The sequence below is a fragment of the Pseudooceanicola sp. NS-SX9 genome (assembly GCF_057380705.1).
Map to the genome: position 1 here is coordinate 167,350 of NZ_JBXXRN010000004.1, position 23,588 is coordinate 190,937.

The following is a 23,588-nucleotide window of genomic DNA, read 5'->3' on the forward strand; positions in this document are numbered from 1 at the left end:
GCTCTCGGCAGGCCGAGGAGGAGAACATGACTCTGCATTCCCAGAAGGACTACGCCTTTCGCGAGGTGACCGATGGCCTGGGCTTTCCCGAAGGCCCCGTCGTTCTGCCCGACGGCTCGGTCATCGTCTGCGAGATCCGCAGCCGCTGCCTGACCCGCGTTGCCCCCGATGGCAGCAAGACAGTGGTGGCGCAGCTGGACGGCGCCCCGAACGGCGCCGCGATGGGGCCCGATGGCGCGCTTTACATCTGCAACAACGGTGACGGCTTCGAATGGGGCGCACCCGGCGGCATCACCCAGCCGGTGGGCGGCAACCCCGCCTACAGCGGCGGCCGGATCGAGAAGGTCGACCTGGCGACCGGCACCGTGACCGAACTGTACCGAGAGATCGGCGGCCACCCCCTGCTGATGCCCAACGACATCGTCGTCGACCGCGCGGGCGGGCTGTGGTTCACCGATCACGGCACCCGCACCGCCCGCAGCTTCGTGCATGGCGGGCTGTATTACGGCGCGCCCGACGGCTCGTTTGCCTGCGAGGTCGCCTATCCGATCACCACCGCCAATGGCGTGGGCCTGTCGCCCGACGAAAGCCGCGTCTACGTGGCCGATACCGAAACGGGCCGCCTTTATGCCTATGACATCACCGGCCCCGGCCAGATCCGCCGCCCCGATCCCTTCCAGCCCGGCCAGGCCGTGCTGTCGCAGGTCGAGGGGTTCCGCCGCTACGACAGCCTGGCCGTCGAGGCCTGCGGCAACATCTGCTGCGCGGGCCTGACGCCCGGCTGCATCACCGTCATCGCACCCGATGGCCGCCTGGTCGAAACCGTCGAGATGCCCGACGCCTTCGCCACCAACATCGCCTTCGGGGGGCCGGACATGCAGACCGCCTACATCACCCTGTCGGGCTCGGGGCGGCTGATCGCCATGGTCTGGCCCCGCGCCGGTCTGAAACCCAATTTCTCGGGGCTGTGACATGAGCACCGAGGTTATCGCATTCTCGCTTCTGAACGGCCTTCTTTATGGGATGCTGCTGTTCCTGCTGGCCTCCGGGCTGACGCTGATCTTTTCGATGATGGGCGTGCTGAACTTTGCCCATGCCAGTTTCTTCATGGTGGGCGCCTATTTCGGCTATGAAATCTCGCGCCGGCTGGGGTTCTTCCCGGCGCTGGTGCTGGCGCCCGTGGCCGTCGGGCTGATCGGGGCGCTGGTGGAACGCTTCGGCCTGCGCCGGGTGCACCGCTTTGGCCATCTGGGGGAACTGCTGTTCACCTTCGGCCTGGCCTTCGTGATCGAGGAGGCCGTGCAGATGATCTGGGGCCGCAGCCCGATGGATTACCAGGTGCCCGCGGCGCTGGATTTCACCGCATTCGAGCTGTTCGGCACCGGCTATCCCGCCTTCCGGCTGTTCATGCTGGTGATGTCGGTGGTGATCTTCGGCGCGCTGGCGCTGCTGCTGATGCGCACCCGGGTCGGGCTGATCGTCAAGGCCTCGCTCTCGCACCCCGAGATGGTCTCGATGCTGGGCCATGACGTGCCGCTGGTGTTCATGGGCGTCTTCGGCGTCGGATCGGCGCTGGCGGGGATCGCGGGCGTCATCGGCGGCCCGATCCTGATCACCCAGCCCTCGATGGCGGCGTCGCTGGGGCCGATCCTGTTCGTGATCGTCGTGGTGGGGGGGCTTGGATCCCTGACCGGGGCCTTCATCGCCTCGCTGATCGTGGGCTTCATCCAGACCTTCGCCGTGGCCATCGACCTGTCGGTGCACGACGTCTTCGCCCTGGTCGGCGTGACCGAGCCGCCCGCCGCCCTTGGGGCCCTCGTCACCGACATCTGGAACGTGAGCGTGTCCCAGGTGGGCCCGGTCATCCCCTACCTGCTGCTTGTCGCCATGCTGATCTTCCGCCCCATGGGGCTGATCGGCAAGCGTGCCTGACCGGAAAGGATCCCCATGACTTACGACGCTCTCTCTTCCTCTCCGGCGCAGCGCCCGGCGGCCTTTGCCAAGATCGCCCCCTGGGCCGGGCTGATCGCCGTGCTGGCGGTGCTGCCGGTGGTGTTCACCGGATCGGCCATGGTCTCGACCCTCAGCTACCTTGGCACGATGGCGATCTTTGCGCTGTCCTACAACGTGCTGCTGGGCCAGACCGGTCTGCTGTCGCTGGGCCACGCGACCTTCTTCGGGCTGGGCGGCTTCATCGCCACCCATGCGGTGCTGGACCTTGGCGCGGCCGGGATCGCCTTTCCGCTGCCCCTGATCCCGCTGATCGGCGGCCTTGGCGCCTTCGTGCTGGGGATCTTCGGCGGCTGGCTGGCCTCGGGGCGGGGCGGGATGCCCTTTGCCATGATCACGCTGGGCCTGTCGGAACTGGTCTATGCGGCGGCCTCGCTCTTTCCCTCGATCTACGGATCCGAGGAAGGCGTCAGCATCGACCGCATGGATCTGGGCGCCTCCTTCGGGATGGATTACGCGGCCAATGTCGACATCTACGCCATCGTCGCCGTCTGGCTGGTGATCTGCGCGGGCATCCTTTATTTCTTCACCCGCACGCCCCTGGGCCTGCTGGCCAATGCCGTGCGCGACAATGCCGAACGGGTTGAATTCCTGGGCTTTTCCGCCCGCCGGGTCCGCATGGCCTCCTACGCGGTCGCGGCCGGCATCGCGGGCATCGCCGGATCGCTTGCCGCCCTCAACTTCGAGATCATGACCGTGAACGAGCTGGGCGCCGCGACCTCGACGCTGGTTCTGCTGATGACCTATATCGGCGGCACGCGGCATTTCTTCGGCCCCGTGCTGGGCGCCGTGGTGATCGGGCTGATGAAGGTCTGGCTGTCGGATGTGTCGCCCGCGTGGATGCTGTATTTCGGCCTGCTGTTCATCTTCGTGGTCATGGTCGCCCCCCGCGGTCTGGCGGGGATGGTGGCCGATGGCGCGGCGCTGGTGCGATCGGGGACGCTGGGCCGTCAGGCGCCGCTGCTGGCCGGGATCGCCATCGCGGGTCTGGCAACGCTGGCCGGGGTCATCATGCTGGTGGAACTGGCCTATCGCGCCGGGCTCGATGCCGCCATGGGCCCCGAGATCCGCGTGCTGTGGCTGCCGCTGGCGACCACCTCGATCACCAGCTGGGGGCTGGGGCTGGCGCTGGCTGCGGGCGGGATCCTTGCCATGCGGCCGCAGCTGGATCGTCTGGCCACCCTGCGCCACGCCCTGGGCAAGGAGGCCCGCGCATGACAAACGCCCTTGAAATCCGCAACCTCAAGAAGGCCTTCGGCCCGGTCGAGATCATCCGAGGCGTCAACCTGACCCTGAAGAAGGGCGAGCGTCACGCGCTGATCGGCCCGAACGGGGCGGGCAAGTCGACGCTGTTCCACCTGATCTCGGGGCGGATCACGCCGACCTCTGGGCAGATCCTGTTCGAAGGCCACGACATCGCCGGCAAGCCGCCTGCGCAGATCGTGCGGGCGGGGCTGTCGCGCAGCTTTCAGATCACCAACATCTTTCCGCAGATGAGCGTGCTGGAAAACCTGCGCTGCGCCGTGCTGTGGAAGCTGGGGCACCGCTATTCGGTGTGGCGCCCGGTGTCGGGGCTGCAGGACGTGGCGCAGGAATGCGACCGCCTGCTGCAGGACCTTGGCCTGGCCCACCGCGCCCATGACGCGGCCGAGAACCTGACCTATCCCGAACAGCGGGCGCTGGAACTGGGGCTGGCGGTGGCATCGGGGGCGCATACGCTGCTGCTGGATGAACCGATGGCCGGCATGAGCCATTCGGAAACCGCCGCCGCCCTGCAACTGATCATGAAGGTGACCGAGGGCAAGACGCTGCTGATGGTCGAACACGACATGGGCGTGATCTTCGAGATGGCCGACCGGATCAGCGTGCTGGTCTACGGCCAGATCATCGCCACCGGCACCCCCGAGGAGATCCGCCGCAACCCCGCCGTCCAGGAGGCCTATCTGGGCACCGCCGAGGAGGACGCCGCATGACGCGCCACGATCCCGCCATCACCGCCCCGCTTCTGCAGGTCGAGGGCCTGGAGGCCTGGTACGGCAAGAGCCACATCCTGCATGGCGTCCACCTGAGCGTCGGGCAGGGGGAAATCGTCTCGCTTCTGGGGCGCAACGGGGCGGGGCGCTCGACCCTGCTGAAGGCGATCATGGGGGCGGTGACCGTGAAGGGTGCCGTGCAGTTCAGGGGCCAGGCGGTGGGCGGGCTGAAGCCGCACCGCATCGCCTATGCCGGCATCGGCTATGTCCCCGAAAGCCGCGATGTCTTTCCCGACCTGACGGTGCGCGAGAACCTGATGCTGGGCCTGAAGAAAACCGGCCCCGGCCGTTGGAGCCTGGACGACATCTACGATCTTTTCCCGGTGCTGCGCACCCGGGCCGACACCAATGCCGGATCGCTGTCGGGGGGCGAACAGCAGATGCTGACCATATGCCGCACCCTGATGGGGGATCCCGACCTGATCATGGTGGACGAACCAACCGAGGGGCTGGCCCCCAAGATGGTCGCCGCCATTGCGGACCTGCTGGAACGGATCGCCGCGCGCGGCGTCTCGATCCTGCTGGTGGAACAGAAACTTGTCATCGCGCTCGACATCTCTCACAGGCTCTACGTCATGGGCCACGGAGAGATCGTCTTTGAGGGGACCCCTGCGGATCTGCAGGCTGCCCCCGAAGTGCGCGCGGAATGGCTGGAGGTATGACAATGACAAGACCCGTTGCCCTGGTGACAGGGGCCCGGCAGGGGCTGGGCCGGGGGATCGCGCTGGCGCTGGCGGGCGCCGGTTTCGACGTGGCCGGGCTGGACCTGGTGCTGGACGACAAGACCGATGCCGTCGTGGCCGAACTGCAGGCCCTGGGTGCCCGCGCCTGGTTCGGCGCCATGGATCTGGCGCAGATCGACACCCACGAGGCAGCCCTGGATGCCGCCGAGGCCGCCCTGGGCCCGATCGACGCGCTGGTCAACAACGCCGGCATCGCCGCCCGCCCGCTGACCGACATCCTGGATCTGGAGGCCGAGGCCTTCGACCGCAATCTCGGGATCAACCTGCGCGGCAATTTCTTCCTGACCCAGGCGATGGCGCGGCGGATGATCGCGCGCGACAGCGACAGCTACCGCTCGATCACCTTCATCACCTCAATCGCCGCCAGCCACGTGTCCTGGGATCGCAGCCCCTACTGCGTCTCGAAGGCGGGGCTGTCGATGGTGGCCCAGCTTTACGCCGACCGCCTCGGCCCCCATGGCATCGCCGTGCACGAGATCCGCCCCGGCTTCATCCGCACCGAGATGACCGGTTCCGCGCCCGTGGCCAAGATCGACGCCTACATGGAAACCGGCGCCGTGCCGCAGAAACGCTGGGGCCAGTCCGCCGACATCGGCGCCGTGGCCGCGGCGCTGGCCTCGGGCGCGCTGCCTTACGTCACCGGCCAGCCGATCTACGTCGACGGTGGGTATCACATCCCCACCGCCTGAAGACCCCCCCGAAGGCCCGGCCTTCGGTTCACCGCAATCCTGAAAGCCTTCCGTCCGGGACCTTCCGGCACGGCACCGCGGCCCCTTGGCCTGCGGGCACGGCAGGCGCATGAGCTTAGGGAGACCTCAAGATGCTCGACAATCCGTCCTTCCGCGAGGGCGAGGTGGAGGTGAACGGCATCGCCGTCCGCTACCGCACCGCCGGACCCCTGAACGACCGCCTGCCGCTGGTGCTGGTGCATGGCACCGCCGGATCCATCGACGGCCACTATGGCTACATCTTCCCGATGATGGCCTACCGGCAGCGTGTGATCGCGCTCGACTGGTCCGACACCGATGGCCCCACGCTGGAGCTGTCGGATCTGGTGGCCCAGGTCCGCGCCGTGATCGAGGCCGAGGTCCCCGAAGGCCCCGTCACCCTGATGGGCTATTCGCTGGGCGCGGTCGTCGCCGCCCAGACCGCGGCCGAGATGGGCGACAAGATCGCCAACCTGATCCTGGCCGCCGGCTGGCTGAAGACCGACAGCCACCAGAAGGTCCGCAACCATGTCTGGAAGGGCCTGCGCGATCAGGGGTCGGCCTCGATCACCGAATACATGACCTTCTGCGCCTTCTCGCCCGCCTTCATGAACTTCCGCACCCCCGAGGACATGATCGCCGCCGCGAAGATGCTGAAGATGAGCCCCTTCGTCGACCGCCAGATGGAGCTGAACACCCGTATCGACATTGCCGCGGCCTGCGCCACGATCACCGCCAAGACGCTGGTGATCGGCTGCACCCATGACGTGATGGTGCCGAAACACCATTCCAAGCTGCTGTTCGGCACCATCGACGATGCCCGCTATGCCGAGATCCCGACCGGCCATGCCGTCGTCCATGAACGCCCGGCCGAGCTGTTCCACTATGTCGACCGCTTCACCCGCAACCCCGGCGAATTCCCCGCCGGTGCCCTGATCCCCGCCCAGAAACCCTGAGGAGCCCAGAATGACGACCGAAACCCCCATCCTCATCATCGGCGCGGGCTTTGCCGGGCTTGGCATGGCGATCCGCCTGAAACGCCAGGGCCGCGACGATTTCCTGATCATCGAACGGGCCGGTGACGTCGGCGGCACCTGGCGCGACAACCACTATCCGGGCGTCGCCTGCGATGTCCCCAGCCACCTTTATTCCTACAGCTTCCTGCCAAATCCCGACTGGAGCCGCGTGTTCTCTCCCGGCCCCGAGATCCAGGGCTATATCCGCAAATGTGCCGAGGATGAGGGGATCTTGCCGCATATCCACTTCGGCACCGACATGCTGGAAAGCCGCTGGGACGCGGACCAGGGCCGCTGGATCGTCGAGACCGACAAGGGCACCTACAGCGCCAAGATCCTGATCACCGGCACGGGCCATCTGGCCGACAGCCGGATGCCCGAGGTCGAGGGGCTGGAAACCTTCACCGGCCAGGCCTTCCATTCCGCCGACTGGGACCATTCCGCCGATCTGGCGGGCAAGCGCATCGGCGTGGTGGGATCGGGCGCCTCGGCGATCCAGATCATCCCCGAGATGCAGAAGGTCGCGGGCGAACTGGTGGTCTTCCAGCGCTCGGCCCCCTACATGGTCCCCCGCTGGGACCGTGCCTTTACCGACGGCGAACGCCGGATGATGCGCCGCGATCCCTCGATCCTCGAGGAGATGCGCTCAGATATCTTCTGGTCGGGCGAGAACAACTTTGCGCAGCGCCGCAACATCCCCCGTTTCCTGAACGAGGCCAAGGCGATGGCCCTTGGCAACCTGGAAAGCAACATCACCGATCCCGAACTGCGCGCCAAGCTGACGCCTGATTACGAGATCGGCTGCAAGCGGCTGCTGATCTCGAACAGCTACTATCCGGCGATGTCGGCCAGCAACACCACGCTTGAGGCCTCGGCGCTGAAGCGTATCGAGGGCGACAAGGTGATCGGCGCCTCGGGCACGGCCTATGAACTGGACGTGCTGATCTTCGCCACCGGTTTCGAGGCCGTCCGCCCGCCCTTCGCCAAGCGGATCTTCGGCAGTGCCGGCGAAAGCCTGGATGCCCATTGGGCGCGGGGGATGCAGGCCTATGACAGCATCGCGGTGCATGGCTATCCGAACCTCTTCATCATCAACGGGCCGAACACCGGGCTGGGCCACAACTCGGTCGTCTACATCATCGAGGCCCAGGTCGATTACATCCTCGAGGCGCTGGCCCATATCGAGGCCGAAAACGCCCAGGTGATCGAGGTCACGACCACCGCCGAAGACGCCTACATGGAGAAGATCGACACCATGTCCCAGGGCACCGTCTGGCTGGCGGGCGGCTGCAAGAGCTGGTACGTCGACGACCGCTCGGGCCGCCTGACGCTGATCTGGCCCGATTTCGCGCATTCCTTCCGCGACGAGAACGGCCATTTCCACCCCGAGGGCTATGCCCTGCAGACCGCCCCCGTGGCCGCCGAGTAAGGACCTGAAATGCTGAATGACAAGACCCTCATCGTCACCGGCGTGGCCTCGGGCATCGGGGCCGAGACCGCGAAACAGCTGAAGGCCGCAGGCGCGAAGGTGATCGGCATCGACCGCAACGCCCCCGCGCTGGATCTGGACGGCTTCCACCAAGTCGACCTGATGGACGAAGCCGCTCTGAACGCCCTGATCGAGGCGCTGAAGCCGCTGAAGGCCGATGGCATCGCCAATATCGCGGGCGTGCCGCCCACCGCCCCGAAAGAGGTCGTGGTGACGGTGAACCTGGTGGCGCTGAAGGCGCTGACGCTGGGGCTGGTCGACAGCCTGGCCGATGGCGCCTCGATCGTGAACCTGGCCTCTCTGGCCGGGATCGGCTGGGAGGGCGAGGTCCCGAAAATCAAGGCGGCCGAGGGGCTGGGATATGCCGGTGTCGCGGATTTCTGCGCAGCCCACGGCATCACCGACCAGAACAGCTATTTCTTCACCAAGCAGGCGCTGGTCGCCTGGACCCACCAGAACCGCTGGAGCTGGCGTGATCGCGGGATCCGCATGAATGCCGTCAGCCCCGGCCCGGTGGACACGCCGATCCTGGGGGATTTCCTGGCAACCCTGGGCGCGCGGGCCGAGGAAGACGCCCGCATCATGGACCGTCCCGGCACGCCGCAGGACATCGCGCCGGTCGTGGCCTTCCTGCTGTCGGCGGGATCCGGCTGGCTCCGTGGCGTCAACATTGCCTGCGACGGCGGAATGCGCGCCCATATCGAGGCCACGAGCAACGGACTTTCCTGAGGAGGAGGACAGCATGTCCCTTGATTTCCTGATCGGCGGCCAGCCGGTCGCGGCCGAGGGTGGCCGCACCTATGACCGCCACGACCCCGTCACCGGGGCCGTCGCCACCCGCGCCGCCGCCGCCACCGTCGCCGATGCGCTGAAGGCCGTCGCCAGCGCCGAAGCCGCCCTTCCCGCCTGGTCGGCCATGGGCCCCGAGGCACGCCGCGCCATCCTGCTGCGCGCCGGCGACATCATGGAGGCCCGCGCCCCCGAATTCGTCGAGGCCATGGTCGAGGAAACCGGCGCCACCGCGATCTGGGCGGGCTTCAACGTGCATCTGGCGGCCGGCATCCTGCGCGAAGCCGGCGCCATGACCACCCAGATCGGCGGCGAGGTCATCCCCTCGAACAAGCCCGGCACCCTGGCGATGGCGGTGGCGAAACCCCGAGGCGTCTGCCTTGGCATCGCGCCCTGGAACGCGCCGGTGATCCTGGGCACCCGCGCCGTCGCCATGGCGCTGGCCTGCGGCAACACCACCGTGCTGAAGGCCTCCGAGCTGTGCCCGCGCACCCATCGCCTGATCGGCGACTGCCTGACCCAGGCCGGGCTGCCCGAAGGCGCCTGCAACGTCATCTTCAACGCCCCCGAGGACGCCGCCGCCGTCGTCCAGGCGCTGATCGAGGCCCCCGCGGTACGGCACGTCAACTTTACCGGCTCGACCGGGGTGGGGCGCATCATCGGCCGCCTGGCGGGCGAGAACCTGAAACCCGCGCTGCTGGAACTGGGCGGCAAGGCGCCCTTCATCGTGCTGGAAGACGCCGATCTGGAGGGCGCGGTCAACGCCGCGATCTTCGGCGCCTTCATGAACCAGGGCCAGATCTGCATGTCGACCGAGCGCATCATCGTGGTCGATGCGGTGGCCGATGCCTTCGTCGCGCGGCTGGCGGAACGGGCGGCGGCGCTGCCCCATGGCAATCCGCGCGACAAGGTGGTGCTGGGATCGCTGGTGACCGAGGCCGCGGCCCAGAAGATGGATGCGCTGATCGCCGATGCCACCGCCAGGGGCGCGCGCCTGGTCGCAGGCGGCACGCGCGCGGGCGCCATTCACGCGGCAACGCTGCTGGATGGCGTCACCCCCGAGATGCGCATCTATGCCGAGGAAAGCTTTGGCCCGGTGAAATCCATCATCCGCGTGCCCGATGCCGAGGCCGCGCTGCGGGTCGCCAACGACACCGAATACGGGCTGTCCTCGGCGATCTTCACCCAAGACATCACCCGCGCCTTCGACCTGGCGAACCGTCTGCAAAGCGGCATCTGCCACATCAACGGCCCCACCGTTTCGGACGAGGCGCAGATGCCCTTCGGCGGCGTCAAATCAAGCGGCTTCGGGCGCTTCGGCGGCAAGGCCGGCATGGCCGAATTCACCGAACTGCGCTGGATCACCGTCGAAGACCCAAAGCAGCCCTATCCTTTCTGAGCCCCGCCGCTCCCCGGCGTCAGGCCCCCCGAAAGGGGGGCCTTTTGCGTCATGCCGGTTCCGGGGTGGTGACCTTCGGCGCTCTCAGGAAACCGGCAAAGAAGGCCTCGACCTCGGCATGGGCGTCGAAGGGCAGCACATGGCCCACGTATTGATCGGGCCGCACCAGCACCAGACAGCCCCGGGCGCGGTCGATGCCGCGCAGATCGAAGATGTCGGCGGCGGGATCAGCGCAGAAGACCTTCTCGTAATCGCGCAGGCCCAGGGCGCCCTTGGCCGGGAACAGCATCTTCGGCAGCTTTTCCAGCGCGATGGCGCGACTGGGCTGCTGCAGCACGACACGCAGGTCGATCACCGCATCCACATCCTGCCCGGGCGCCAGATAGGCCGTCAGCGGAGACGAAGGCCCCTCCAGCCAGCGGCACAGGTCCCGCAGCGCGGCATCCCCGGCCATCGGATCGCCCTGCGGTGCGAAGGCGAACAGACGCCAGCGTCCATCGGCCTGAACCACATGGCCCAGATGGCCGGGCTTGGCATCGGCCAGGCGCACCACGGGGGCGGAATGGAAACGGGTGCCGATCTCGAACCCGGTGGCCAGGTCCTGATGGTCGCCCGTGCCGGTCAGCGCCGAGGGCTGGTAGGTCACCGACATGCCCGCCGTGTAGCGCCCATGCTGGATGAAATAGCGCTGGAAGCGCGGCGCACCGCCTTCCTCTTCCTCGGCCCTGGGGCGTTCGGTCATGATCCGGGACCATTCGCGGTCAAAGTCGATCAGGTCCTGCGCCACCGCCTGACGCTCGGCCGAGTAGCTGTGCAGCAGTTCGGGCGCCGAGAGGCCCCGCAGCACATTGGCCAGCTTCCAGCCCAGGTTGAACGCATCCCCCATCGACACGTTCATCCCCTGACCCGCCTTCGGGCTGTGGGTGTGGCAGGCATCGCCGCAGATGAAGACGCGGGGGGTGCGGCTGGCGTCCCCTTCGGCCACATCGTCGAAGCGGTCGGTCAGGCGCTGGCCGATTTCATAGACCGACCACCAGGCGACCTGCTTCACCTCGAAGGTGAAGGGGTTCAGAATGCGCTGCGCGGCGGCGATCAGGTGATCGACGCTCAGGTGGCGGTCGCGGACGCGCTCGCCCTCGGCCAGCTTGTCGATCTCGATGTAGAGGCGCACCAGATAGCCGCCTTCGCGCGGGATGATGATGATATTGCCTTCCGAGGCCGACTGGATCAGCGACTTGCAGCGAATGTCGGGGTAATCCGTCACCGGCAGCACATCCATCACGCCCCAGGCGGAATTGGCGCTGTCACCTATCAGCTCTCGGCCGATGGCGCGGCGCACGTTGCTGCGCGCGCCGTCGCAACCCACCACGTAGCGGGCGCGCAGGGTCAGCGTCTCGCCGGTGGGGGCCTCGTCCTGCAGGCGTTCCAGCGTCACCGTGACCGGGTAGTCGCCCGTGGGTGCAACGCTCAGGTCCAGCAGGGCAAGGTTATAGTCCGGCACCAGCCGCGAGGGAGATTTCGCCATGCTTTCCAGATACATGTCATGGACACGCGCCTGGTTCAGAATGACGTGGGGCATTTCCGACAGCCCCTCTTCGACATCGCGGATGCGGCCGTTGCGGGTGATCTGCGCGGGATCGGCCGGGTCGGGCTTCCAGAAGGTGGTTTCGTTCACCCAGCAGGATTGCTTCAGCACCTTCTCGGCAAAGCCGAAGGCATTGAACATCTCCATCGAGCGGCACGAGATCCCGTCAGCCTGACCCTTTTCCATGGGCCCGGACTTGCGTTCGACGATGCGGGTGGTGATGTCGGGAAAGGCCGCCAGCTGCGCGGCCAGCGTCAGCCCGGCGGGGCCGCAGCCGACGATCAGCACGTCGACGCAGTCGGGCAGGGGCGCGTCCAGCGCGCGGCCCGGGGCGGCGGGGGCCAGTTCCGGGTCGCCGGGGCGGAAGCCGTTCATGTGATACTGCATGGTCCAGTCCTTTCGTGAAAGTACACCCGGGCCATGGGGGCAGGCCCGCAAGGGGGCCTGCCCGAAGGGGTCAGACGCCCGGGATCATTTGCCCTGAAGGGCGTAAACGTAGGCCGTGGCCTCAAGGCCCTGCTTGTCGGCCTCGGCCAGGGCGGCCTTGACGGTGGTCGCGCTGATCGTGTCGAAGGCCTTGGCCTGATCGGGGGTGAGGGTGATCACCTCCTTGCCGGGCTGCGCGGCAAAGTCCTTCAGCGCGGCATCAGCCTTGGCGGCCCAGGCCGCATGGCCATCGGTTGCCGCCTGGCGACCGGCGGCCTCGATCACCTTCTGCTGGCTGGAGGTCAGGCCCTTGAAGCTGTCGTTGTTCATCACCAGGAAGAAGCTGGAGATCGTCGTCTGCATCCCCGTGGTGATGTACTTGGTCACCTCGGCCAGCTTGAAGGCCCCCAGCGTCGTCGCATCCGTCATCGCGCCATCCAGAACGCCGGTCTGCATGGCGTTGTAGATCTCGGGCGCGGGCATCGAGACCGGCGTGCCGCCCCAGGCCTGCACCACCAGCCCGGCATTGCGCGAGGGCACGCGGATCTTCAGGCCCTTCAGGTCCTCGGGGCTGTGCACCGGCTTGGAGGCGGTGAAGATCAGGTTCGGCGCATTGGTCCACAGCGCCAGCAGCTTGACCCGGCGGTATTCCTTGGCCAGCAGGTCCAGGTGGGCCATCTCGGCCTCTGTCCCGGTGTCAGGGTCCAGCACGCCCGGCAGTTCGGTCAGCAGGGTCTTGGGGAAATTCGACGCCGTATAGCCGGGCAGACCAAAGGCAATGTCGGTGATGCCGTCCAGGGCGCGGCTGTACTGTTCGGTCGGACCGGCGCCCAGTTCACCGCCCATATAGGTGCGGATCGTCACCTTGCCGTCGGTGCCGGTCTTCAGCGCCTCGGCCATCGGCGCATAGACCTGATCCACCACGAAATGCTTGGGCGGCTGGAAATCCGCCAGCTTCAGCTCTTCCGCGCGCAGCCCCACCGTGGCCGCGGCCCACAGGCCCGCGGCGATCATCGTCGTCTTCATCAACATGTCGTCTCCTCCCAAAGACGTCTGGAACGCCGCGCCTCAGCGGCGTTGCACCGTCACCAGGTGGTCCGTCGTGAACTCCTCGATGATCCAGTGCCCGTTGAACCGCCCGATGCCAGAGTTCTTCTCTCCTCCGAACATCACATGCGGGTAGTCATGCATCGTAATGTCATTGACGTGAGTCATGCCAGCCTCAACCTGCAGGGCAAAGGCCGTGGCGCGCCCCTCGTCCTGCGAGAACACCGCGCTGGACAGGCCGAATTCGGTGTCATTGGCAAATTCCAGCGCCTGGGCTTCGGTTTCGGCGCGGATCACCGGGGCGACGGGGCCGAAGATTTCCTGCGAGGCGAGGCGGGAGCGGTTCGCCACATCGAGGAAGACATGGGGCGGCACCAGCTGCCCCTCGATCGGGCCCGAGACCGGCAGAGCAAAGCCATCCGCCCGGCCGGCCTCGATCAGCGCCGAGACGCTGCGCACCTGGCCCATGTTGCAAAGCGGGCCGACCAGCGTGTCGGGAAGGTTCGGATCGCCGTATTTCACCGCCCGCGCGGCCGCGACGAAGGCTTCGGTGAAGGCGTCGTACAGGCCCGCCTCGACGATGATGCGGTTGGTGCTCATGCAGATCTGGCCCTGGTGCATGAAGCGGCCGATGACGGCGGCCTGCACGGCGGCCTCCAGATCGGCATCGTCCAGGATCACCAGCGGGGCATTGCCGCCCAGCTCCAGCCCCAGCCGTTTCAGCCGCGGCGCGCCGCCTGCGACCTGGGCAATGCGCATCCCCACCGCGGTCGAGCCGGTAAAGCTGATCAGCCGCGGCACATCATGCGAGACGAAGGCATCGCCGATCTCCGCTCCCGCGCCCACGACGACGTTCAGCAGCCCCTCGGGCAGGCCCGCAGCCTCGTAGATCCGGGCCAGCAGCAGGCCCCCCGTCACCGGAGTATCAGACGCGGGCTTGAGCACCACCGCATTGCCAAGCGCCAGCGCCGGCGCGACAGAGCGGTTCGACAGATGGAAGGGGAAATTCCACGGGCTGATGACGCCGATCACCCCCAGGGGCTTGCGGTAGACGCGGGCCTCCTTGCCGGGGCGGTCGACGGGCAGGATCATGCCGTGCATCTGATAGGGCAGGGTGGCGGCCTCCTGCATCCCCTGCAGCACGGCATCGACCTCGACCCCGGCCTTGATCCGGGTCGAGCCGCTTTCGCGCACCAGCCAGGTGATGATGCCCTCGCGGTTGTCCTCGACCAGGCGGGCGGCACGGTGAAAGACCGCGGCGCGGGTGCCGGGCAGGGCGCGGGCCCAGTCCTTCTGCGCCCGGGCCGCGGCCGCATAGGCGCGGTCCAGATCAGCCCTCGAGCCCTGCGAGACCTCGGTCAGCAGCGCGCCGTCATAGGGGTTCAGGTCCTTCAGCACGCTGCCCGCGCTGCCGTCGCACCAGCGCCCGGCGATGAACTGGCCGGTGAAGGGCCCTGCGGTGATGCTGTCGGAAACGCGCTGGTCCATGGTGTCCTCTCCTCCCCCCGATGGTGACGGCAGGGTCACAACAGGACAACCAAAACCGTTCATGATTCCTTAATACAGGAAATCATGACGTTCGCAAATCCATTTTTATCATTTAATGGTAATTTTCAGATTACAGCCGGATCACCCGGCCCGGCATCCTCGTCCATGAAACTGCCGATGACCTGGGCGGTGCTGGCCAGGCAGGTCAGGGCGCGGGCGCGGCGGTCCGGGGTCAGCAGTTGATCCTCGACGATGATGCTGAGCGAGGCGTTGATGCCGATGCGGTCGCGCCGGATCGGCGCCGCCAGCCCCGCCAGCCCCGGATCGACATCGCCACGGGTCTCGACCAGGCCGCGCTTGCGGATCACCGACAGCTCGGCCTCCAGTCCGGTGGCGGCTTCGGGGGGCAGGCCGCAATCCTTGCCCAGAAAGCTGCGCAGCTGGCGCGGCGGCAGCGTCGACAGCACCGCCTTCGACGTCGCCCCCCGCAGGATCGGCATCGGGCGGCCCAGCTCGTAAGAGGTTCGGAAGGTGGCATCGGCGTGGCGCCGTTCGGCCACGCACATCACCGAAGCCCCGTAGAGCCGCGCCAGCACCACCACGCAGGGCATGTCCAGCTGCATCAGCAGGGGCTCCAGGAAGGTCGCGCCCGAGCGGATCAGCGGGTCGTTCAGCCGGATCCGGCGGTAGAATTCGATGAAATAGGGCCCGAGGCGAAAGCGCGCCTCGACGGTGTTTTCCAGCATCCCCACCGCGACCATCTCTCGGACCTGGCGATAGAGGGTGCTGGGCGAGGTTTCCAGCCGCGCCGACAGGTCGGCGACGGTCCATTCGGGGCGGGCCTCGTCGAAAAGCGCCAGGATGCGGGCGTAGCGCTGAATGCCGTTCATGAGGATCCCTTCCGTCGTCTGCCCGCGCGTCCCGGCGGGGGTCCCCCCGGGTGGTGGCAAAGCCCGCGCCCGCCTGCAAGCCGAAACCGGCCCCGGCCGCGCCTGCGACCAAAGGCTAGGGCGACCCTGCTGTTCCTTGCAGCCGCCGGGTGGTACGCCTTCGGATCATCCCGGTACGACACTGTTCCGCAAACGGCATTTCCAGAGACCCATTTTCAGGCACAGGAGCGCCCCGTTGTTTCACCTCCCTTCCTGCCCGCCCGCGCTGATCGCCTGCCTGGCACTGGCGGTGCCCGCCACCGCCCTGGCACAGGACCGCAGCCCCGCCGATCGCCGTCAGGTGCTGGCCTGCACCATGCTGGGGGACCTCGCACAGGAGATCGCCTTCATGCACCAGAGCGGCTGGAAGCTGGCGGATGCCCAGGCGCTGGCGCTGTCGCGCGTGACCGATCTGCGCAGCATGTTCGGTGCCGATTACGGCGTGGCGCTGCAGGCGCTGAAGCTGCCACGCGCCCTGTTCGAAACCGCACAGCTGCCCGATGACCAGATCGACATGCAGGTGATGCAGGTCTTCGCCCGCACCTACCACGCCTGCATGCCCGATCCCGCCCGTTAACGGCGCAGACCGGCCGCCAGCTGCGGCAGGTAAAGCGCCTGTTCGGCCAGCGCCTGATGCGCGGCGGTGACGGCCGGCGGCAGAGGCGCCTCGGCCAGGCCGCGCAGCATCGCCTTGTAGCCCAGCAGGGCGGGGCGGGGCCCGCGGGCCATGGCCTGCACCAGCGCCGTGACGGGATCGGGATCGGCGGGGGCAAAGACCTGTTCCACCAGCCGCAGCGACAGGGCCGTGTCGGCATCGACCAGATCGCCCCCCAGCACGATCCGCGCCGCCGCCCCCGGACCGCAGAGCGCCTGCAGATGCGCCAGACTGCGGGGCGGATAGCTCATCCCAAGGCGGATCGCCGGAATGCCGAAACGCGCCGCCCCCGTGACCAGCCGCAGGTCGGCCGTCAGCGCCAGCGCCAGACCGGCGCCGACGCAGGCGCCGCGGATATCGGCCACGACTGGCACGGGGATCGCCTCGAAGGCCGCCAGCATCCGCTCCAGCCCGTCTTCCAGCGCCAGCACCTGCGCGCGCAGCCGTGCGGGGTCGTCGGGATCAAAGCCGGTCAGATCGCCGCCCGAACAGAAGGCCCGCTCGCCCGCGCCGCGCAGCACCACGACGCGGGTGGCCTCGTCGCAGGCCAGCGCCTGTGCCTGATCGGCCAGAGCCCCCAGCATGGCGGTGCTGAGCGCGTTGCGCTTTTCGGGATTGTCGAGGGTCAGGGTGACGATCCCCCCTGCACTGGTGCGTGAAATGCCGGCCATGATATCCCCCGTTGCCACGGGGGCAGGCAAGCATCCCCGGCCCGCGCTGGCAAGGGGCGTCAGGCAGAGGGCGGCCGCAGGCGCACCCGGATGCAGGCACCGCCCGCGCCGGGCACGACCCGGGCGCTGCCGCCATGGGCACGCGCCACGTCGCGCACGATCGCCAGCCCCAGCCCGCAGCCCCCGGTCAGATCGTCGTTGATGCGGTAGAAACGGTCAAAGACACGCTCGGCCAGCGCCTCCGGGATACCGGGGCCATCGTCCGAGACCTCGATCACCGTTTCGCCCGGCGCCTCGTGCAGCAGGACGCGGACATGGCCGTCGGGACCACCATAGAGCGCGGCATTCTCCAGCAGGTTGACCAGCATCTCGCGCAGCATCACCGGATCGGCGCAGACCGGCCCCGCCTGACCGTGACGTTCGAAGGTGACATCGGTTCCGGCGCTCAGCAGGCGGGCGGCCTCGTCGCGGACGACCTCGGCCACGACATCGCCCAGCTCGATGCGCTCGCGCAGGGCGCGCAGGTCGCGGCCGCGCATCCGCTCCATCGACAGAAGCTGGTTGACGAGGCGCCCCGCCTGCCGCGCGGCCTGCGCCAGACGCGCGACGCGGGGGCGCAGGGTGGCCTCGTCCCGGGCGGTCAGGCAGGCCTCGGCCTGGGCCTGGATGGCGGCAATGGGGGTGCGCACCTGATGGGCGGCATCCGACAGGAAGGCATCGCGCTGCGCAAAGGCCGCCGACAGCCGCGCAAACAGCGCATTCGTCGCCGCCACCAGCGTCGTCAGTTCCGTGGGCACCCGGCCTTCCAGCGGGCGCAGATCGCGCGGGCTGCGTTCCAGGATCGCCTCTTCCAGCCGGGTCAGCGGCTTCAGCCCCGAGGTGATCCCCAGCCAGCCCAGCAGCGCCGCCGACGCCACCAGCGTGGCGAAATACAGCAGCGACTGTTCCGCCAGATGCAGCGACAGCGCGTGGCGCTGGTTGACCGTGGTCCAGACCTCGACCGTGACGGTGCCGTCGGCGGGGCGGTCATAGACCTGTTCATGCAGCACCAGCGCCCGCACGGGCGTCGCGCCCACGTGGCTGTCGAAGACCAGCGGATGGCCGGGGGCGGGATCGGCGCTGCCGGGGGGGATGGCGGGGGCCTCGGAATAGCCGGTGACGAAGGCATCACCCGGGCCGCGGATCCGGTAGTAGATCGTGTCGCCCACCGCCCGTGTCAGATCCGACAAAAGCTGCGCCTTCAGCAGTTCGCCATCGCTGTAGATCACATCGCGCGAGATCGTCAGCGCCACGGTATAAAGCGTGTTGTCATAGACCTGCCGGGAAATCCGCGCGAACTGGTGATAGCGCACCACCGCCGAGGCCAGCGCGATCACCACCAGCGGCGCCAGGATCAGCACGAAAAGACGCAGGCGCAGGCTGCGGGGCAGGGCGATCATGCGGCGGTCTCGTCCAGCATGTAGCCCAGGCCGCGGGCGGTGCGGATCACCACGCCCGTCCCCTCCAGCCGCCGCCGCAACCGCGAGATCACCAGATCAAGGGCATTCGCCTCGACATCGGCGCCGGTGCCATAGAGCGTGTCGACGATGCGGTCGCGCGCCACGATCCGGCCCTTCTGCGCCAGCAGGCATTCGAACAGCGCCAGTTCCCGCCGCCGCAGCGCCAGCGTGCCCTCGGGGCCCGACAGCGCCCGGGCCTCGCGGTCGTAGGTCAGCGTGCCCAGCTGTTCGGTGGCCTGCGCCATGGCGCGGCCGCGCCGGCCCAGGGCACGCAGGCGGGCGATCAGTTCGGGCATGTCGAAGGGCTTGACCAGGTAGTCGTCGGCGCCCGCCTCCAGCCCCTCGACCCGCTCTGATGTCTTGCCGAGCGCGGTCAGGATCAGCACCGGCACCGGGTTGGCCTGGCGGCGCAGGCCGCGCAGCACCTCCAGCCCGCCCATGCCCGGCAGCTTCAGGTCCAGCACCACGACATCGCCGCAGTCGCCCGCCAGGAATTCGGCGGCGGCGGCGCCGTCGGACAGCCAGTCGACGCCAAAGCCGTGATCCTCCAGCGCGTCGCGGATGGCGGCGGCAAGGGTGGGGTTGTCCTCGACGATGGTGATGCGCATAAACTCCTCCTCGGACAGGTTCGGGACAGACAGCCGTGCTAGTCTGTCCGTCCGGCGTCGCGGGGAGGGGTCGAAATTGGGAGTTTCGCATCCGTTCTGAGCCGGTTTTCCGGCCGCGGCAAGGGCAAATCCGCCTGAGGGAGGGCATGATGACGGGGGAGGGGGTCTTGACCCGACGCCGGGCGCTGGCACTGTCGGCGTCCTTTCTTTCCATGGGGTTGCAGCCCGCGCGGGCGCAGGGGTTCAGCGGCGGACAGGTGCGCTGGACGGTGCCGTTCTCGCCCGGGGGCGGGTCGGGGACGATCGCGGGCTTCGAGGCCCCGATCCTGTCGCGCCACCTGTCCGGCAACCCGGTGATCACGCTTCAATACGAACCGGGGCTGGGCTCGATCCGGGGGGCGAACCAGTTCGCCCGAGAAGCCCGCCCCGACGGGCGTGACTGGCTGATCACCTCGGCCTCGACGCAGTTTCCGGCGCTGCTGGGCGATCCGAGGGTGCGCTACGACTATGCGCGCTGGCGGGTGCTGTCGGTGGCGGGCACAGGCGGCGTGGTGGTGGTGCGGCCGGGCTTCGGCGCGGCAGGCCCCGCCGATATCGCAGCCCTGCAGGGGCGCAAGCTGGTCTACGGCAGCCTTGGGGCGGCTTCGGCCGACCTGATCCCGCTGCTGGGGTTCCGGCTGCTGGGCCTTGATGTTGACCACCTGTTCGGCTTTCAGGCCCGGGCGGACGCCCGGATGGCCTTTGAACGGGGCGAGCTGTCGATCGACTACCAGACGACCTCGGCCTTCATCCGCAACGTCCAGCCGCAGGTGACGGATGGCAGCGCCGTGCCGCTGTTTGCCTGGGGGGTGATGGGGCCCGACGGGCAGTTGCGGCGCGATCCGAACTTTCCCGACCTGCCGCATTTCGCCGAGGCCTACCGCACCGTCCACGGCCACCCCCCCAAGGGGCCCGAATGGGAGGCGTTCCGCGCCTTCTTTGCCGCCGGATTTTCCGCCCAGAAGATGATCTTCGTCCCCGCCGACACCCCCGAGGCGACGGTGCAGATGCTGATCGCGGCCTTCCGCGCGATGTTCGGCGATCCCGATTACACCGCCCGCCGTGGCGAGGTTCTGGGCAATTACGCGCAGTTCGCAGGCGAGGATGCCGAGGCGCTCTATCGGTTGGGCACGCGGATCCCGGCGGCCTATGTGCAGACGGTGCTGGACCTGCTGCGCCGCGACTACGGCGTCAGGCTGGGAAACTGATCCCGGGACAGAAAGCGGACAGGTTGGCCCCTTAGGGTGGCGCCAGGTCGCCCCAAGGGCGGCCGACACCGGGTCGGAGGAACCCGTTCGCTGGCGCAGCCGGCCCGTCAAGTCACACGTGTTTCCCGGGAGGAGCCACCATGATCACCGCCATTCTGCGGCGCAGCCTCTGCGCCGCCACCCTGCTTGCGGCCTCTGTGTCGCTGGCCGCCGCCGCCGATGCCCCCGCCAAGCCGAAGAATTACCCGACCCGTCCGATCAGCTTTGTCGTGCCCTATCCTGCGGGCGGCGGCGTCGATCTGACGGCGCGCACGCTTGCCACCCAGATGACCCGCGTCACCGGCGTCGACATCCGCGTCGAGAACCGCGCCGGCGGCGGCTCGCTTGTGGGCAACACCTATGTCGCCAAGCAGGCGCGCCCCGACGGCTATACCGTGGGCGTGCTGTCGAACCCGACGCTGGCCATCGGCCTTGCGACGCAAGGCGGCGCCTTCGGCAAGGAAGACATGGTGCCGCTGGCGGGGATCACCTTTGCCCCCGCGGTCTGGCTGTCCAGCACCAAGAACCCCAAGACCAAGGGCATGGATTTCGCCCAGATCATCGACTACGCCAAGGCCCACCCGGGAGAGCTGAAGGTCGGCATCATCCCCAACGGCGCCTTCGACATCGCCACCCGCATCGTCGAACGCGAAACCGGCGCCAAGTTCACCCTGGTCCCCTTCCAGGGCGGCAAGCCCGCGGCCGTGGCCCTGCTGGGCGGCAATATCGACATCGCGGCCAACTACTATGACGAGGTGTCGCAATATGTCGACACCGGCGATCTGATGCCGCTGGCCATTGCCGACAACAGCCCGCTGTCGCTGGCGCCGAAAGTTCCGACGATGAAGGATCTGGGCATCAAGATGGAAGACGGCGTCTGGGGCGCCGACCGGCTGGTCGCCGTGTCCTCGAAGGTCCCGGCCGAGATCCGCGACTGGCTGTCGGCCGAGATCATGCGTACCCTCGCCGATCCCGAGGCCCAGGAGGCCTTCGAGAAGGTCGGGATCGAGCTGATCCCCCAGGATGCCGCCGCCGAGCAGGTCCGTTACGACACCGCCTTCGCGGCCGTGAAGACCTTCGTCGACAGCTCCAACAACTGATGGCCGGGGCCGCGCCGGGCCATGCCCCGGTGCGGTCCTGCCCACCCCAGGGTGCGTGCCGGCGCTGGCCGCCCGCCGCAGCCCCCTTCCCCCCATCGAAAGGACTTACCATGCTAGAGGGCTTCCTGAACGCCCTTGCGCCCTGGAGCATCGCCGTCGAGATCATGGGCGTGATCATCGGCATCATCTTCGGCGCGATCCCCGGCCTGACGGCGACGCTCGGCATCGCGCTTTTCGTGCCGGTGACCTTCCTGATGACCCCCGAACACGGCATGATCATGCTGGGCGGGATCTTTGCCGGCGGCATCTTCGGCGGCTCGGTCTCGGCCATCCTGCTGAACGTGCCGGGCACCCCCGCCTCGATCGTCACCAGCTGGGAAGGCCACGAGATGGCCAAGCAGGGCCGCGCGCCCTTCGCCCTCAGCCTGGCGGCGCTGGCCTCGGGGATCGGCGGCATCGTCTCGGCCATCGCGCTGCTGTTCCTGACGCCGCCGCTGTCGAAGCTGGCGCTGACCTTCGGGGCGCCGGAATATGTCGCGCTGGTGATCTTCAGCTTTACCATCGTCATCGTGATGCTGGAAACGCCGCTGCTGCGGAACCTGTTCGCCTGCCTGATCGGCCTGCTGATCACCACCATCGGGCTGGACCCGACCACCGGCATCCCGCGTTTCACCTTCGGCGTGATCGAGCTGATGTCGGGCTTCAACTTCGTCGCGGCGCTGATCGGCTTCTTCTGCATGACCCAGGCCGTCGTGCTGGGCCTTGAGGCGCTGCGCGAACACGGCGCCGCCAGGATCGACTTTTCCGGCGACAGCGACCGCGCCGCCCTGGCCCAAAGCCTGCTGACGCATCCCTTCACCTATATCCGCTCGGCGGTGCTGGGGGTCTTCCTGGGCATCCTGCCGGCGCTTGGCCCGGTGGAAACGCCCTTCATCTCCTACTCGGTCGAGAAGCGCTTCAACAAGCGCGACAAGACCTTCGGCAAGGGGTCGGTCGCGGGGCTGATCTCGTCCGAGGCGTCGATCAGTGCCAATGTGGGCGGATCGCTGATCCCGCTGATTTCGCTGGGGATTCCCGGCAGCGGCGCGGCGGCGGTCTTTATCGGGGCGCTGACGCTGCACGGGCTGCAGCCGGGCCCGATGCTGTTCGCCAACCAGAGCAGCCTGATCTACACCTTCTTCTGGGGCTTCCTGATCCTCAACGTCTTCATGCTGCTGTTCGGCCTCTTCGGGGTGAAATACTGCGCGGTGGTGCTGAAGGTGCCGAAGGCGGTGATCGCGACGCTGGTGGCGGTGTTCTCTCTGCTGGGCAGCTATGCGATCCAGAACTCGCTTTTCGATGTCTTCACCATGCTGGGGGCGACGGTCTTTGCGCTGTGGCTGCAGACGCTTCGGATCTCGATCCTGCCGGTGGTGATGGCGCTGATCCTGGGGCCGCTTCTGGAACAGCAGGCGGTGGTGCTGGGCACCTCCTATGACAGCATCGGCGCGGTGATCAGCCGTCCGATCACCGCGGTCTTCCTGGCCGTGTCGATCGCCATGGTGGCCTTCCGCCTGATCAAGGGCGCCCGAGACATAGCCCCCGAGGCCGAAGCCTCGGACGCATGAGGGAGAGACAGATGTTCCTTTTCAGACAGGTTTCCTACCTGGCCTTCGCCGGTTTCGCGGGCCTTCTGGCGGTCAAGTCGCTGGCCTTTCAGGGGGCCGCGCGGGATTATCCGCTGGCCCTCGCGCTGCTGGTGCTGGCGGGATCGCTGGCCAACATGGTGGGCGAATACCTGACCCGCGCCCATGCCGACGGCCCGGCGGGCGACATCAAGCGCATCCTGGCGGCCGTCGGCATCGAACGCCGGCAGGTGCTGGGCTTTTCGCTGCTGTGGCTGCTTTATCCGGTGGCGCTGCCCTGGCTGGGCTTTCTGGTGACGACGGCGGTCTGGCTGTCGCTGTCGCTGTGGATCCTGCAGTTCCGCCGCATGGCCTGGGGCATCGCGGGATCGGTGGTGCTGGTGCTGGCGCTGTCGGTGCTGTTCGCGACGGTCTTCTTCATCCCCGTCCCGCAGGCCGCCCCCGACGCCTGGCTGAACGCCACCGTCTACGCCCTGCAATGAA

At 67.9% G+C, this 23,588-nt stretch carries 22 protein-coding genes; 15 read left to right on the top strand and 7 right to left on the bottom strand.

Going from position 1 to position 23,588, the window contains the following annotated elements:
* Positions 1-26: 26 nt before the first annotated feature.
* The 10 genes from AC2ITM_RS20570 (at position 27) to AC2ITM_RS20615 (ending at position 10,186) form a co-directional block, all read left to right on the top strand.
* Positions 27-971 carry an SMP-30/gluconolactonase/LRE family protein gene (locus tag AC2ITM_RS20570; RefSeq protein ID WP_486470074.1) on the top strand — a complete coding sequence of 315 codons (945 nt, stop codon included), beginning with the start codon at positions 27-29 and terminating at the stop codon, positions 969-971.
* A gap of 1 nt (position 972) precedes the next feature.
* Complete coding sequence (locus AC2ITM_RS20575) at positions 973-1,932, top strand: branched-chain amino acid ABC transporter permease (protein ID WP_486470075.1); 960 nt, start codon at positions 973-975, stop codon at positions 1,930-1,932.
* Positions 1,933-1,947: 15 nt separating this feature from the next.
* Positions 1,948-3,228, top strand: coding sequence for a branched-chain amino acid ABC transporter permease (locus AC2ITM_RS20580; RefSeq protein ID WP_486470076.1), 1,281 nt, complete (start codon positions 1,948-1,950; stop codon positions 3,226-3,228).
* Entirely contained in the window at positions 3,225-3,983 is a 759-nt protein-coding gene (locus AC2ITM_RS20585; RefSeq protein ID WP_486470077.1) for an ABC transporter ATP-binding protein, read from the top strand. The genes AC2ITM_RS20580 and AC2ITM_RS20585 overlap by 4 nt, the downstream gene beginning before the upstream one ends.
* On the top strand, positions 3,980-4,705 hold the full coding sequence (locus AC2ITM_RS20590) for an ABC transporter ATP-binding protein (protein ID WP_486470078.1): 726 nt from the start codon (positions 3,980-3,982) through the stop codon (positions 4,703-4,705). Before AC2ITM_RS20585 ends, AC2ITM_RS20590 begins: the two co-directional genes overlap by 4 nt.
* A 2-nt stretch (positions 4,706-4,707) precedes the next feature.
* The gene (locus AC2ITM_RS20595; protein ID WP_486470079.1) at positions 4,708-5,475 is read left to right on the top strand and encodes a 3-ketoacyl-ACP reductase; all 768 of its coding nucleotides are present in this window, start codon (positions 4,708-4,710) and stop codon (positions 5,473-5,475) included.
* A 131-nt stretch (positions 5,476-5,606) separates the two neighbouring features.
* Positions 5,607-6,449, top strand: a complete 843-nt coding sequence (locus AC2ITM_RS20600; protein ID WP_486470080.1) for an alpha/beta fold hydrolase — start codon at positions 5,607-5,609, stop codon at positions 6,447-6,449.
* A 10-nt stretch (positions 6,450-6,459) separates the two neighbouring features.
* A complete protein-coding gene (locus tag AC2ITM_RS20605; protein ID WP_486470081.1) occupies positions 6,460-7,938 on the top strand; it encodes a flavin-containing monooxygenase in 1,479 nt (492 codons plus the stop codon).
* 9 nt (positions 7,939-7,947) lie between these two features.
* The gene (locus AC2ITM_RS20610; RefSeq protein WP_486470082.1) at positions 7,948-8,727 is read left to right on the top strand and encodes a coniferyl-alcohol dehydrogenase; all 780 of its coding nucleotides are present in this window, start codon (positions 7,948-7,950) and stop codon (positions 8,725-8,727) included.
* Positions 8,728-8,740: 13 nt separating this feature from the next.
* Positions 8,741-10,186 (top strand): aldehyde dehydrogenase, encoded by a 1,446-nt coding sequence (locus tag AC2ITM_RS20615; protein ID WP_486470083.1) that lies wholly within the window; start codon positions 8,741-8,743, stop codon positions 10,184-10,186.
* Between the two features lie 49 nt (positions 10,187-10,235).
* Here AC2ITM_RS20615 and AC2ITM_RS20620 read toward each other — a convergent pair whose 3' ends face one another.
* From AC2ITM_RS20620 to AC2ITM_RS20635, 4 genes are all read right to left on the bottom strand, one after another.
* A complete protein-coding gene (locus AC2ITM_RS20620) occupies positions 10,236-12,158 on the bottom strand; it encodes an FAD-binding monooxygenase (protein ID WP_486470084.1) in 1,923 nt (640 codons plus the stop codon).
* An 84-nt stretch (positions 12,159-12,242) separates the two neighbouring features.
* The gene (locus AC2ITM_RS20625) at positions 12,243-13,229 is read right to left on the bottom strand and encodes a TRAP transporter substrate-binding protein (RefSeq protein WP_486470085.1); all 987 of its coding nucleotides are present in this window, start codon (positions 13,227-13,229) and stop codon (positions 12,243-12,245) included.
* A 36-nt stretch (positions 13,230-13,265) separates the two neighbouring features.
* A complete protein-coding gene (locus tag AC2ITM_RS20630; RefSeq protein ID WP_486470086.1) occupies positions 13,266-14,732 on the bottom strand; it encodes an aldehyde dehydrogenase family protein in 1,467 nt (488 codons plus the stop codon).
* A 125-nt stretch (positions 14,733-14,857) separates the two neighbouring features.
* Positions 14,858-15,622: an IclR family transcriptional regulator gene (locus AC2ITM_RS20635; protein ID WP_486470087.1), complete on the bottom strand. Its 765-nt coding sequence runs from the start codon at positions 15,620-15,622 to the stop codon at positions 14,858-14,860.
* 235 nt (positions 15,623-15,857) lie between these two features.
* Here AC2ITM_RS20635 and AC2ITM_RS20640 point away from each other — a divergent pair, with 235 nt between their 5' ends.
* Entirely contained in the window at positions 15,858-16,238 is a 381-nt protein-coding gene (locus tag AC2ITM_RS20640; RefSeq protein WP_486470088.1) for a hypothetical protein, read from the top strand.
* On the opposite strand, the gene AC2ITM_RS20645 is transcribed toward AC2ITM_RS20640, so the two are convergent.
* Genes AC2ITM_RS20645 through AC2ITM_RS20655 form a run of 3 tightly spaced genes read right to left on the bottom strand, consistent with a single transcriptional unit; the run spans position 16,235 to position 19,094 of the window.
* Positions 16,235-16,987, bottom strand: a complete 753-nt coding sequence (locus AC2ITM_RS20645; protein WP_486470089.1) for an enoyl-CoA hydratase/isomerase family protein — start codon at positions 16,985-16,987, stop codon at positions 16,235-16,237. The genes AC2ITM_RS20640 and AC2ITM_RS20645 overlap by 4 nt on opposite strands.
* A gap of 59 nt (positions 16,988-17,046) precedes the next feature.
* Complete coding sequence (locus AC2ITM_RS20650) at positions 17,047-18,426, bottom strand: sensor histidine kinase (RefSeq protein ID WP_486470090.1); 1,380 nt, start codon at positions 18,424-18,426, stop codon at positions 17,047-17,049.
* Positions 18,423-19,094, bottom strand: coding sequence for a response regulator transcription factor (locus AC2ITM_RS20655; RefSeq protein ID WP_486470091.1), 672 nt, complete (start codon positions 19,092-19,094; stop codon positions 18,423-18,425). Before AC2ITM_RS20655 ends, AC2ITM_RS20650 begins: the two co-directional genes overlap by 4 nt.
* A gap of 167 nt (positions 19,095-19,261) precedes the next feature.
* Between AC2ITM_RS20655 and AC2ITM_RS20660 the strand changes: the two genes are divergently transcribed.
* The 4 genes from AC2ITM_RS20660 to AC2ITM_RS20675 all read left to right on the top strand — a co-directional run bounded on the left by AC2ITM_RS20660 (position 19,262) and on the right by AC2ITM_RS20675 (position 23,587).
* Positions 19,262-20,341 carry a tricarboxylate transporter gene (locus tag AC2ITM_RS20660; protein WP_486470092.1) on the top strand — a complete coding sequence of 360 codons (1,080 nt, stop codon included), beginning with the start codon at positions 19,262-19,264 and terminating at the stop codon, positions 20,339-20,341.
* A gap of 140 nt (positions 20,342-20,481) precedes the next feature.
* Positions 20,482-21,480, top strand: a complete 999-nt coding sequence (locus AC2ITM_RS20665) for a tripartite tricarboxylate transporter substrate binding protein (protein ID WP_486470093.1) — start codon at positions 20,482-20,484, stop codon at positions 21,478-21,480.
* A gap of 110 nt (positions 21,481-21,590) precedes the next feature.
* Positions 21,591-23,087: a tripartite tricarboxylate transporter permease gene (locus tag AC2ITM_RS20670; RefSeq protein ID WP_486470094.1), complete on the top strand. Its 1,497-nt coding sequence runs from the start codon at positions 21,591-21,593 to the stop codon at positions 23,085-23,087.
* A gap of 11 nt (positions 23,088-23,098) precedes the next feature.
* Entirely contained in the window at positions 23,099-23,587 is a 489-nt protein-coding gene (locus tag AC2ITM_RS20675) for a tripartite tricarboxylate transporter TctB family protein (RefSeq protein WP_486470095.1), read from the top strand.
* The last annotated feature ends 1 nt before the right edge of the window (position 23,588 follow it).